This is a genomic window from Flavobacterium movens, assembly GCF_039581425.1.
In the GTDB taxonomy this organism is placed as follows: domain Bacteria; phylum Bacteroidota; class Bacteroidia; order Flavobacteriales; family Flavobacteriaceae; genus Flavobacterium; species Flavobacterium luteolum.
Genome location: NZ_JBCPXY010000001.1, coordinates 764,156 through 777,232, shown reverse-complemented (window position 1 = coordinate 777,232; position 13,077 = coordinate 764,156). Strand labels below are relative to the sequence as shown.

The 13,077-nt window shown below is 33.8% G+C and carries 10 protein-coding genes and 1 tRNA gene; 2 read left to right on the top strand and 9 right to left on the bottom strand.

Translation table 11 applies throughout. The features are described 5' to 3' along the window. Positions 1–104: 104 nt before the first annotated feature. The 4 genes from AAYQ05_RS03300 to AAYQ05_RS03285 form a co-directional block, all read right to left on the bottom strand. Positions 105–178, bottom strand: a tRNA-Ile gene (locus tag AAYQ05_RS03300). Between the two features lie 146 nt (positions 179–324). Beyond that, on the bottom strand, positions 325–729 hold the full coding sequence (mce, locus tag AAYQ05_RS03295) for a methylmalonyl-CoA epimerase (protein WP_343541115.1): 405 nt from the start codon (positions 727–729) through the stop codon (positions 325–327). A 10-nt stretch (positions 730–739) separates the two neighbouring features. Beyond that, positions 740–3,100 (bottom strand): hypothetical protein, encoded by a 2,361-nt coding sequence (locus tag AAYQ05_RS03290; RefSeq protein WP_343541114.1) that lies wholly within the window; start codon positions 3,098–3,100, stop codon positions 740–742. Then, entirely contained in the window at positions 3,060–4,025 is a 966-nt protein-coding gene (locus AAYQ05_RS03285; protein ID WP_343541113.1) for a hypothetical protein, read from the bottom strand. Before AAYQ05_RS03285 ends, AAYQ05_RS03290 begins: the two co-directional genes overlap by 41 nt. Before the next feature lie 212 nt (positions 4,026–4,237). On the opposite strand from AAYQ05_RS03285, the gene AAYQ05_RS03280 reads away from it, so the two are divergent. Beyond that, positions 4,238–5,926, top strand: a complete 1,689-nt coding sequence (locus AAYQ05_RS03280; protein WP_343541112.1) for an Ig-like domain-containing domain — start codon at positions 4,238–4,240, stop codon at positions 5,924–5,926. Here AAYQ05_RS03280 and AAYQ05_RS03275 read toward each other — a convergent pair. From AAYQ05_RS03275 to AAYQ05_RS03255, 5 genes are all read right to left on the bottom strand, one after another. After that, positions 5,923–6,690, bottom strand: coding sequence for a nitrilase family protein (locus AAYQ05_RS03275; RefSeq protein ID WP_343541110.1), 768 nt, complete (start codon positions 6,688–6,690; stop codon positions 5,923–5,925). The genes AAYQ05_RS03280 and AAYQ05_RS03275 overlap by 4 nt on opposite strands. Before the next feature lie 38 nt (positions 6,691–6,728). Then, complete coding sequence (locus AAYQ05_RS03270) at positions 6,729–7,505, bottom strand: DeoR/GlpR family DNA-binding transcription regulator (protein WP_281634105.1); 777 nt, start codon at positions 7,503–7,505, stop codon at positions 6,729–6,731. 272 nt (positions 7,506–7,777) lie between these two features. Beyond that, positions 7,778–8,524 carry a succinate dehydrogenase/fumarate reductase iron-sulfur subunit gene (locus AAYQ05_RS03265; protein WP_177211807.1) on the bottom strand — a complete coding sequence of 249 codons (747 nt, stop codon included), beginning with the start codon at positions 8,522–8,524 and terminating at the stop codon, positions 7,778–7,780. A gap of 95 nt (positions 8,525–8,619) precedes the next feature. Next, positions 8,620–10,620, bottom strand: a complete 2,001-nt coding sequence (locus AAYQ05_RS03260; protein ID WP_177211806.1) for a fumarate reductase/succinate dehydrogenase flavoprotein subunit — start codon at positions 10,618–10,620, stop codon at positions 8,620–8,622. 11 nt (positions 10,621–10,631) lie between these two features. After that, the gene (locus AAYQ05_RS03255; protein ID WP_111425173.1) at positions 10,632–11,297 is read right to left on the bottom strand and encodes a succinate dehydrogenase cytochrome b subunit; all 666 of its coding nucleotides are present in this window, start codon (positions 11,295–11,297) and stop codon (positions 10,632–10,634) included. Positions 11,298–11,652: 355 nt separating this feature from the next. On the opposite strand from AAYQ05_RS03255, the gene AAYQ05_RS03250 reads away from it, so the two are divergent. Then, positions 11,653–13,014 carry a hydroxymethylglutaryl-CoA synthase family protein gene (locus AAYQ05_RS03250; protein ID WP_343541107.1) on the top strand — a complete coding sequence of 454 codons (1,362 nt, stop codon included), beginning with the start codon at positions 11,653–11,655 and terminating at the stop codon, positions 13,012–13,014. The last annotated feature ends 63 nt before the right edge of the window (positions 13,015–13,077 follow it).

Here is a 13,077-nt window from a genome sequence, read left to right as displayed (position 1 = left end):
AAGTTTAATTTTTGATGCGGAAAATTTCAATTTTCACATTTACAAAGCGTTAAAAAACAAAAAAGCCTTTACATTTCTGTAAAGGCTTTGTGTTTCTAAAAGAGTGGTCCCACCTGGGCTCGAACCAGGGACCACCTGATTATGAGTCAGGTGCTCTAACCAGCTGAGCTATAGGACCGGTTTAGAGGATGCAATATTACTACTATTTTTCATTCACTCCAAATATTTTAAGACATCATTTTAATTTAATTTTAAAACTTTCGTTGAATTTTAAAAACGAAATTGATTTTCAACGTCTTATTCAAAAATTAAAATAACATTTTTTTATTTAATTTCTTGGCAAAGCTCCACCAAAACCCCATTTGTGTTCTTTGGATGCAGAAAAACGACCAATTTATTATCGGCTCCCTTCTTCGGAACTTCATTAATTAAGACAAAACCTTCACTTTTTAAACGTACAATTTCAGCTTCGATATCATCAACATCAAAAGCAATGTGATGAATACCTTCTCCTTTTTTTTCTAAAAACTTTGCAATCGGACTTTCTGGATTTGTTGCCACCAAAAGTTCAATTTTATTATTTCCGGTCTGAAAGAAAGAAGTTAATACCCCTTCGCTTTCTACAGCTTCCATTTTATAAGACGGAACACCAAGCATTTTTTCGAACAAAATATTGGCATCATCCATATTTTTTACTGCAATTCCGATATGTTCTATTTTGTTTACCATTGTTTCAAATTTATTGGTTCGTGTATGTTCTAAAATAACCACATTCTGCAATAACATCCTGATAATATTTTGTGTCAGAATAGTCTTTTCTTAAAGCTTTGAATGAATTCCAAGCAATAAAATTAACTTTATCATCTTGAATTTCCCAATAGCTGTTTATGTTATTGTATTTTTTATTGTAATAGTCATTTCTTTCACATTTCGAAATCAAATACAAACATTTTGCTTTTTGTTCTTTGTTTGATGCAGCTTCAAAAGCTTTTTGGTAATACATTTTAGAAACTGAATTGTTTGTAATCATTTCTTTCATCGAATCTCTAAATGAATATGGACTCGATCCGTAACCCACAATACTCATTTCGTAAAAAGTTCTTCCGTTTCCAAAATGAGAAATATTATAAAAAGCATTTCCTAACAAAAGACTGTTTGTGTAAACATCTTCTTTTTGAGCCAATTTATCCTGCATTTCTTTTATAGTAGTTAAGAAATCCATGAAAGTATATTTTCTCTTTTGATACGCTGCATGTTCGCAATCGTGACAATCTTTAATATTTCCGTTAAACGGATTTCCTAAGAATTTATAATATTGAACTGAATCTGTTTGCTTCATGAATTCAATCGCTTCTGGAATTTTGTTTTTGAAAGTTGCCTGAACCGCCTGAAAGTTATTAATGTCTTTCAATTTTAAACTATAAATTCCTGCACCAATTTTCTCAATTTCAGATTTATTAGACTTTTCTAAAAAGCCTTTTATTGCAAGCAGATTTTTTTCATTGTCATAATAAGCATTTCCGTCGTTCCAATAACTATAGCGTGATTCTCCATAAATCTCGGCCATAACCTGATCTCCTTTTTCTTTATAAAGATTTGACAAATAACTTCTGCTCCATGAAGAAGCATTCTGGTAACGAAATGTGTCTCCTTTATAATTTTTAGGAAGTTCAGTGTACAACCAATTCAAATCAGCTAGAATGGTTTTCTCATTTTTATCTGTTAGCTTATCGATCTTGCTTAAATTATTTACAAAGCGCAATAAGCGAAGTTGCATTCCTGCCAATTCTGTTTTCGGAAGTGTTTTTTCAGCTTTGCTGTAATTTTTATCCGCATTTGCATAATCTCCTTTTAGCGTCTGAAGATATCCAATTGCAATATCCCATAAATATGGCTTTTCTGTATTTCCTGCAGCAGAAATTTTCGCTATCAAATCAACAGCGCTATTGTCTACTTTTGCTTTATTTTCTGCTTTATTTTCGGCAACAGTCTGCGGTTTTGGTTTCTGATTTTCTCCTTGCCCGTCTACCTGAAACGAATTATTTATTTTTTGTTCTAGCGAATTAACCAATCTTGTTCCTAAATAATTCAGATGTTCGCTTTTTGGATCTAATTCGTAAATTTTTTCAATCGCCTGTTTTTCGTCTTTATAATATCCGTGAATCGCCCAAAGCGCCGCTTTTTCTTTGTTATTTTTTGCCATTGCCAAAGCTTTAGTCCAATCTGACTCATTTTTTGGCTTAAAGCTATAAGCTGTAACCACTCTTAATTCTGGACATTTATCAAAAACTTGCGCATACAAATAGTTAGAAGTCGCATATTTTTTCTGTTTATAATTAATTCCAGCAACATACGCCAAAGCACGATAATACAGAGTGTTCTTTGCAACAGAACTTTCGGTTTTATTAAAAAAGTCAATTGCTTTTTGCTTGTCATTGCTATAAAAACGTGCTTTCATCGTCAGGAACCAATATCTGTTTTTCAAAAACGGATCAGACAAAGTATTGTACACATTTTCTATGGACTGAATCATTTTGGCATCATTGAAAGTTTTTGCCACGACAGGATCATAACTCCAATAATCATCACCAATTGAAACCGTTTCTATTTTTTGAGCCAAATACAGAAATTCTACAAAGTTTTTTACTTTCTCATCTTTCAGATTCAGCTTTTTCCCCCATTTTTGAGTGCTTTTATTTTCTTTTTTCGTTTTATAATAAACATGCAAACCTTCAATTTCTTCTTTATTTTTGATGATATTTTTGTCATCAGAATAATATCTAGGTTTTTCATCACCAATCAAAAAATAATTGACTGTTGTTGTATCGACTTTTCCTTTTAAATAATCTGCCCAATCTGATTTTATATTTTTATTAAAACGAGAATTGTGTTGGGTATCAAAACCAATTCCGTAAAATATTCCTCCCGATAGAAACAAAGGCGAATACGATTTGTCAGCAAAAGTTTCTGGAGTGAAATTTGAATTATAAGAACCATAAGAATCCCAATCTCCATCTGCGCAAGCGTATGCAATTCCGAATGCAGAAAGCAAAACGGCACTAGAAACAAGAAATAACTTGCTTAAAAATATTCTTTTCATAATTGTTTAAATTGAATTCGTCTAAATCGTAAAATATAATTTCGTTTGGCTTTTCGACAAGATGATCTTGCAAATCTTCTGCCATTTCTTTTAAATCCTCTGGTTTTATTTCTTCTATTTTCAAAAGATCATTTTCTTCATAAAAAACACCATTTTTATAATTGGAATGTTTTACCCTAAAAAAAATCGGACTTGTTTTTTCAAAGTTGGAATCTTTTTCTAATGATGCACTGCTCATTTTAGAACTCAGTCCAATCACTTTATTATTTCTAATATGAATTCCCCAAGAATAAATTGGAAAAGCAAAATCGAGATGCAGCGGATATCTTTTTAAACTTTTAAGATATCGCTCTGCCACTTTCTGATCGTAAATAGAATTTAGAGAATCGGGTGCAATCGATCCCATATTATAATACATCAAAACTCCAGAATCGACATTTGGGATTTTTGTCTTTTTAAAGTATTTCACCTGATGCAATCGAATAGTAGCTGAAAGTTTCTTTTTCGAAAGTTTTTTAAAAACCTCAATAAATTTTAAATAATTGTCTTTGCTTTTTAAAGTCCAATCGCAGTCAATTTGAATTTCCTGACACGTAATTTCGTTTTTAGAATTAATCTGTTCTATAAAATCAAAAGTTTTCTGAGCTAGATTCTCCACATCAAGATTGGGTTGCAGCATCACTTTGTTTTGAATGAAAACTACAGGAACAATTGTATAGTTTTTTGGGTCTTCTTCAAATCGAATAGGACTTATGGGAATGGGTAAATTTGATTCAGGATGAAGTCCAATATCAAAATACCTTACATACAGCTTTTGAACACCATTCTCATTCAAAACTTCTTTTTCTGTTTTTGAAAATTTGAACAACGTTTTCCAGTAATAAAAAGAGATTACAGGTTTTTCATTTTTAGTGCATGATAACATTAAAAAGAGAAACAAAACTGGAAAAATTCGCTTGAACAAAACTTAGAAAATTATATTTTACCCCAAAAGTAAGAAATTATATCATTTTAAAATGTTTGAAACACCAAAATTTTAGAAGATCCGCAAAAGTGCCAAATCCTAATAAATGGCTAAAAAATTTCGATTAAAGCAAATATAATCGTTATTTTGTGCAATCAAATTGAAAAACCGTTATGTTGAAAAACACTCTAAAATATATTGCATTTATAGTTTTAATATCAATGATAAGCTGCGCAAAAAGAGGCAGTATTACCGGCGGTTTAAAAGATACGTTACCTCCTGTTTTAACATCTAGCTTTCCAAAAAATTTCAGCACCAATTTTAAAGGAAGTACAATCACTTTAAATTTTGACGAATATGTCAAACTTAAAAACACCAATAAGCAGCTGATTATTTCTCCGCCTTTAAAAAATGAGCCATTAATTACGCCTATGAGTGTCAGCAAATTTATCAAGATTGAACTTCGAGATACTTTGTTGCCAAACACAACTTACAGTTTAAATTTTGGGCAAGCTATTCAGGATAACAATGAAGGAAATGCCCTAAATCAGTTCAAATATATTTTTTCAACAGGATCGCATATTGATTCGCTGAAATTGAATGGAAGAATTAAAGATTCTTACGGAAAATATGTTGACAATTTTGTTTCTGTAATGCTATACGAAGTAAATGATAAATTCAAAGATTCTACCATTTACAAAGATTTTCCACGCTATATTACCAATACTTTAGATAGTATGCGAACTTTTCAGTTTGAAAATTTAAAGGAAGGGAAATATCTTTTGGTTGCTTTAAAAGACAAAGGATCTAACAATAAATTTAACCCAAAAGACGATAAAATTGGTTTTCTGAAAAATTACATCACAGTTCCTTCAGATACTGTTTACGAATTAGAATTATTTAAAGAAACGCTTCCGCTAAAAGCATTCAAACCTATTCAGGCTTCTGGAAACCGCTTGTATCTTCCGTATGAAGGAAAACAGGATTTTAAGAAATCACAACCAAAAATTACCTTAAAAAATGGCAATGAAGTTCTGGAAACTATAGTAACCCAATTCCCTAAAAAGGATTCGTTGCAAGTTTGGTACAAACCTGTAAAAGCAGATTCGCTATCAATGGAAGTTGAGAAAGGAGATTACAAAAAGAGATTCTCTTTTAAAATTAAAGCCTTAAAAAAAGACACTTTAAATATTAAAGCAGTGCAAAATGGTCAGCTTAATTTTAGAGACCGTTTTACATTGGAAACTGAAACTCCATTGGTAAAATTTGATAAATCTAAAATCAAATTGGTTAACAAAGATTCTGTTGCAGTTCCTTACACGACAGAATACGATGAATTTGACCAAAAGCTTTATTTTGATTTCAAAAAAGAACCTCTTGATAAATACAGTTTTACGTTCTTGCCAGGCGCTTTGACCGATTTTTACGAAAAAACAAACGATACTTTATCGTACAAACTCAGCACTAAAGAATATGCCGATTACGGAAACATCATTTTAAATCTGAAAAATGTAAAACGTTTCCCTATAATTGTCGAATTGACCAATAAAAAAGGAGATGTTGTTTTAGCCGAAGGATATTCTGAAGGCGCAACTACTTTAGAATTCAATTTGTTGCAGCCTGATATGTTTACGGTTCGTATTATTTATGATGACAATAAAAATAAAGTGTACGACACTGGAAACTTCTTAGAAAAGAGATATGCCGAAGAAGTTTTTTACAATCAGGAGGAATTTGATGTCCGTGCCAATTGGGACAGGAACGAAACCATCGACTTAAGCATTCCGTTTAATCCAGAAGTCGAGAAAAAACAAGACGATAAAAAGAAAAAAGAAGCAGAAAAGAAACGGAAAGCGTTCTAAAGCTTGATTTCGAACTGATCTTTATCGCTTAGAAAATCTAATTTTTTACGCGTTTCATACATGGTGTTTTTGTCTAATTCTACGACAAAGACACCATTTTTTTCTTGCGGTTCTAAAATATAATTTCCCAAGAAATCTATCGCTTGCGAATGGCCAATATGTTCAAAATGATGAGCATCTTTCCCTATTCTATTTACCCCAATTACGTACGAAAGATTTTCAATAGCACGCGCTTTTAGCAAAGCATCCCAAGCATTGGTACGCACTTTGGGCCAATTGGCGACATACAAAATCAGATCGTAATTTTCCGTATTGCGCACAAAAACCGGAAATCTCAAATCGTAACAAACCTGTAGGCATATTTTCCAATCCAGATAGTCTACAATAACTTTTTGATTTCCGCGTGTATACACTTTGTCCTCACCTGCCAGAGAAAAGGAATGACGTTTATCGTAATATTGTATTTCGCCCGACGGAAAAACAAAAATCATACGATTATAATATTTTCCATTTTCCGCAATAACTACACTTCCTGTAATTGCTGTATTTTTTTGCTTTGCCTTAAACTTCATCCATCCAATCGTTTCTCCTTGCATCGTTTCGGCAACTTCAGAAGCATTCATTGTAAATCCGGTTGAAAACATTTCTGGAAGCACAATCAAATTTACTTCCGAATCGATTTCATTAATTTTTGAATCGAAATTTTCTCGGTTTTTACTGGCATCTTGCCAAAAAAGATCGGTTTGGATTAAAGCAATTTTCATCTTGTTTTATGGATAAATAGAAAAAACAGGTTTTGAAATTAAATCACAGTCAAGTCAGGAAAATTCTCTTTGTATAATTTTAGTTTTGCATGAGTTGGCTCTTCTTCAGTTATAACATAATTTATCTCAGACAAACTAGCTATTTTCATTTTAAGAACTGTATTTAGCTTTTCTGTAATGGTTAAAACCGCTGTTTTTTTAGAAGCCTGAATCATTGCTTTCTTAACCTGAACAGTTTCCCAATCAGAATCAGAATAACCACCATCTATGTCTAAAGCATTTGTTCCAAGAACCAGAAGATCTGCTTTTATATTAGCCAATTGATGAAAAGCCTCTCCGCTCACACACATCTGACTATACGAAGAAATGCTTCCGCCAATCATTATGGTTTTAATATTTGGTTTATCTAAAAGCTGCACAGCCGTTAACGCAGTAATAGTAAAAACAGTCAAATTAAGATCGTTTGGAATTAATCGGATAAATTCGCGAATGGTTGTTCCGCCATCCACAATTAAAACCATTCCGTCATGGAGAAGATCTACTGCTTTTTGTGCAATAACTTGTTTTGCTTCTACTGCATAAGTTTGGTTCGATGACGAATAGTGATATCCTTTGGTCATCGCACCACCTTTTACTTTGATTAAAAGTGAATCGGCATCAAGCTCGTTAATATCTCGTCGAACAGTATCTTCAGAAACACCAAGTTTAGCCGAAAGAGTTTCAAAACTTACACGAGTGTGCAGGTTAATCTCTTTTAAAATATGATTTTTACGTTCTTCCTTACTGTAATTTAAAACTTCATTTTCCGTGCTCATGCCTATTATTTTTTTTCTAATTACAAAAATAAACATTTCAGGAAACAATTCATCGAAACAAAAAATCAAATTAGCGCATTAGATCACTTTAAAACAAAACAGAACCCGTTTGCATCAAAAACTTAAAATCACCTGTTTTAAGCTCTTTTTTAAGATAAATTGAAGCCTTTTACAGATTTGAACGGATTTACAAATAAATTACGCTGTTTCAGAAAACAAAAAACGCTTCCGTCGTAACGGAAGCGTTTTTCTAAAATATACTAAATTGTGTATTATCCTTTTAAGCTTGCTGCTAAATACTCACGGTTCATACGTGCGATATTTTCAAGCGAAATTCCTTTTGGACATTCGATTTCGCAAGCTCCTGTATTAGTACAGTTACCGAAACCTTCTAAATCCATTTGGTGAACCATGTGTAAAACACGATCCGTTGCTTCAACTTTACCTTGTGGCAATAATGCATATTGAGAAACTTTTGCAGAAACGAATAACATTGCTGAAGAGTTTTTACAAGTTGCAACACAAGCTCCACAACCAATACAAGCAGCAGCATCAAATGATTTATCTGCATCGTCTTTTGGAACTGGAATAGTATTCGCGTCGATTGTATTTCCTGAAGTATTTACAGAGATAAACCCTCCTGCGTGTTGAATTCTGTCAAAAGAACTTCTGTCAACCACTAAATCTTTAATTACTGGGAAAGCTTTTGCTCTAAATGGCTCGATAAAAATCGTATCACCATCTTTAAACATACGCATGTGCAACTGACAAGTTGTAACTCCTCTGTCTGGTCCGTGTGCTTCTCCATTGATGAATAAAGAACACATTCCGCAGATTCCCTCACGACAATCGTGGTCAAATGCAACTGGTTCTTCTCCTTTGTTGATTAAACCTTCGTTAAGAACGTCTAACATTTCAAGGAAAGACATGTCCGGCTCGATTCCATCGATAGGATATTCTACAATCCCTCCTTTATCTTGAGCGTTTTTTTGACGCCATATTTTTAATGTAAGTTTCATACCTTTTTCGTTTGAAAGTCATAAAGTCGAAAGTCGAAAGTCGCTTGGCACATTTTGCCTTTTGACTTTAAGACTTTGGGCTTTCGACCAAATTCTTATTTATAACTTCTTTGAACTAATTTAATGTTTTCGTAATTAAGAGGTTCTTTATGTAATACCGCGTCACTTGGTTTTCCTTTGTATTCCCAAGCTGCAACGTATGCAAAGTTTTCGTCATCACGAAGTGCTTCTCCTTCTTCTGTTTGGTATTCTTCACGGAAGTGACCTCCACAAGATTCGTTACGGTGTAAAGCATCTTTCGCGAACAATTCTCCTAATTCTAAGAAATCGGCAACACGAGTTGCTTTTTCTAATTCTTGATTAAATTCGTAAGCACCTCCAGGAACTTTTACATCTTTATAAAACTCTTCACGTAAAGCAGCAATTTCTTCGATAGCTTCAGTTAATCCTTTAGCATTACGAGCCATACCTACTTTATTCCACATAATTTTTCCAAGTTTTTTATGGAAATAATCTACAGAATGTTTACCGTTATTATTGATAAACTTATTGATTTGATCTACAACTGCTTTTTCAGCTTCAACGAATTCTGGCAAGTCTGTAGAAATTTCTCCCATTTTAATATCTGGAGCTAAATAATCTCCGATAGTGTATGGCAATACGAAATATCCATCAGCCAAACCTTGCATTAAAGCAGAAGCTCCAAGTCTGTTTGCTCCGTGGTCAGAGAAGTTAGATTCTCCAATTGAGAAACATCCAGGAATTGTAGTCATTAAGTTATAATCAACCCAAGTTCCACCCATTGTGTAGTGAACCGCTGGGTAAATCATCATTGGTGTAGTATAAGGATCTTCGTCAACGATTTTGTAATACATCTGGAATAAGTTTCCGTACTTACTTTTCACGATAGCAGCTCCTAATTTAGTTACCAAAGCAGCATCTTTATCATCTAAACCTTTTACATAAGCATCTTCAGTTCCGTAACGTTTGATTGCTGCTGCGAAATCCAAGTAAACTGCTTCTCCAGTTTTGTTAACTCCAAAACCAGCATCACATCTTTCTTTAGCTGCACGAGACGCAACATCACGAGGCACTAAGTTACCAAACGCAGGATATCTTCTTTCTAAGAAATAATCTCTTTGGTCTTCAGATAAATCAGTTGCTTTTTTCTTTCCTTCACGGATTGCTTTTGCATCTTCAAGGTTTTTAGGTACCCAAATACGACCGTCATTACGTAAAGATTCAGACATCAAAGTCAATTTAGACTGGTGATCTCCTGAAACTGGAATACATGTTGGGTGAATTTGCGTGTAGCAAGGATTTGCGAAAAACGCTCCTTTTTTATGAATTTTCCAAGCTGCTGTTGCGTTACTTCCCATAGCATTTGTTGAAAGGAAAAATACGTTTCCGTATCCTCCAGAACCAATTACTACTGCGTGAGCAGAATGTCTTTCTATTTTTCCTGTAATCAAGTCACGAGCGATAATACCTCTCGCTTTTCCGTTCACGATTACAATGTCAAGCATTTCGTGACGGTTGTACATTTTAATTTTTCCACGACCAATCTGACGGTTCATTGCAGAATAAGCTCCTAACAATAATTGCTGTCCAGTTTGTCCTTGTGCGTAAAATGTACGAGAAACCAAAGTTCCTCCAAAAGAACGGTTATCAAGAAGTCCGCCATATTCACGAGCCAACGGCACCCCTTGAGCCACACATTGGTCAATAATATTACCTGAAACCTCAGCTAAACGATAAACGTTTGCCTCACGAGCACGGTAATCTCCACCTTTTACAGTATCGTAAAACAATCTGTAAATAGAGTCACCGTCACCTTTATAGTTTTTTGCTGCGTTGATACCTCCTTGCGCCGCAATAGAGTGCGCACGACGTGGAGAATCTTGGAAACAGAATGCTTTTACGTTATATCCTAACTCAGCCAAAGTAGCCGCAGCCGAACCTCCAGCCAAACCTGTACCAACTACGATAATATCTAAATTACGTTTGTTAGCAGGGTTTACTAAATTAATATGATCTTTATAATTTGTCCATTTGTCCGCTATAGGACCATTTGGAATTTTTGAATCTAATGCCATTATAATTGATATTAATTATTGAAATGATGAAATAAAGCGATAATTACAAAAAGCGCTGGAACTACAACTGCGAACCAGTAACCTACTTTTGATAAAAATCTTGAGTATTTGTTGTGCATCCCTACAGATTGAAGAGAAGATGCAAACCCGTGCCATAAATGGAATCCTAAAAGGATAAAAGACACACAGTACAATGCTGTACGGATTGGGTCGTGAAATTTGTGAACCAACTCACCATAATACCTTGTAGCATCTGGCGCTGTACCCGCAATATACTTGTAGGTAACTTCAGGAAACCAGAAATCATAAAAGTGCAATCCTAAGAAAGCTAAAATAACCAATCCAGAAATAATCATATTTCTAGAACTCCAAGAAGCATTCGCAGCTCCGTTGTATTTAGCGTAAGCGATTGGTCGTGCTGCGCTGTTTTGAGCAGTAAGAATAAATCCCATTACGAAGTGGAAAATTACTCCAATTGCCAAAATTGGCTGCATTACGTACTGAATCAGCGGATTGTATCCCATAAAGTGAGAAGCTTCATTGAAAACGTCTTCACTAATAATAGAAATAAAATTTAAGGAAACATGCAGCGCTAAAAACGTGATTAAGAATATTCCCGAAAGAGCCATAGCTACTTTCTTTAAGATGGAAGCATTCAATAGTGCAGATTGTGCCATAAGTGTTAAGTAGTTTGTTTTAAAAAATTACACAAAAATAATTCAATTACAAAAGAACTACAACCATTTCGCTCTTATTTATAATGATTTTAAAATAGCTCAATTCTACGTATTTTTACGTACAATAATAAAGCTACTAAAAAATAATTCACTATGTAAATTTCAAAATACTGCTTTTTAAGCCATAGCTGGGAAATTTAATTCTAAGTAGATTACCAAAAATTTATCATATTGTTATTTTATTCAAACTTTTGATTTATTTTCTTCAAAAGTGCTCTTCGGCAGAAATTTTATCTAAGTAAAAAATTGTCATTCCGCAACATAGTTTTACCTTTAGCGGCTCAAAAAATTAAGAATGAAAACAGGAATTGATGCTATATCCTTCGATGTAGCAAACATACATTTACCCATAAAAACTTTGGCGATCGCCAGAAATATTGAACCAGAAAAATTAGAAAAAGGTCTTGGATTACTAAAAATGACTTTTCCAGACGTTCATCAGGACGCGGTTGTTTTTGGAGCAAATGCTTTAACCAAGCTTATCATTGATAATAAAATTGATTTAAAAGAAATAAGCCGAATCTATGTTGGTACCGAAAGCGGTGTTGACAGCTCAAAACCTATCGCTTCTTATTTAATTAGTTTAATGGAGCAAAAATTTGGAGAAGATTCTCTAGCTGAATGTGATGTTGTAGATTTCACTTTTGCCTGTATTGGTGGAGTTGATGCCATGCAAAACTGTCTAGATTTTGTAAAACTGAATCCGACTAAAAAAGCAATTGTAGTTACTTCTGATTTTGCAAAATACGATTTAAACTCTGGCGGAGAGTACACGCAAGGAGCCGGAGCTGTTGCCATGTTAATTGCTGCAAACCCAAAAATTATTGCTTTTGATGACAATTGGGCAACAAGTACAAAAGGTGTTTTTGATTTCTTTAAACCATACAGAACGATTTCTAAAGAAGAAATTACTAAAAACGCAAACAACGATTCTTGGTTTGATAATTTAGAAGCTGAAATAGAAATCCATAAAGATCAGCCTGTTTTTGACGGACAATATTCGAATCAATGTTACATGGATCGTACGCGCAATGCATATTTTTCATTCAAAAAATTAAAAAACACTACCGAAACTTTATATAACACTTGGCACAGTATTGTAATGCACTTGCCATATTCTTTTCAAGGAAGAAGAATGTTATCTGAAATATACGCTTTAGACAGTGCCAAAAAAATTATTACCGATGACATTGCTCCCGCAGATTATCAGACAAAAATTAAGGAAGTGGCAAAATCTGATGATTACAGAAGTTTTGTAACCGAGAAATTACAGCCAGCTGAATTGGCTTCTTCTTTAATTGGAAATCTTTATACGGGTTCTATTTTCATGGGATTATTATCTACTCTTGCTCATTTTTATGATACGAATAAAGAAGTAGCTGGAACTAAATTTGGTTTCTTAGCTTATGGAAGCGGATCAAAATCGAAAGTTTTTGAAGGAACGATTCAGCCAGAATGGAAATCGGCTTTAGAAAACGTGAAACTTTTTGAAAATTTAGCCGAAAGCGTAGAAATTGATTTCAGCACTTACGAAAGTCTTCATAAAAAAGAACAAAAACAAAGCGTAAGAACTCCTAAAAACGAATGGGTTTTAGATAGAATCGAAAAAGAAATCCCAGTTTTGATTGGGGCGAGATATTATAAATGGATTGATTAAATTTCATCCCGATAGCTATCGGGACCAAATTCCAATAAAAAAACCGAAGCAAACGCTTCGGTT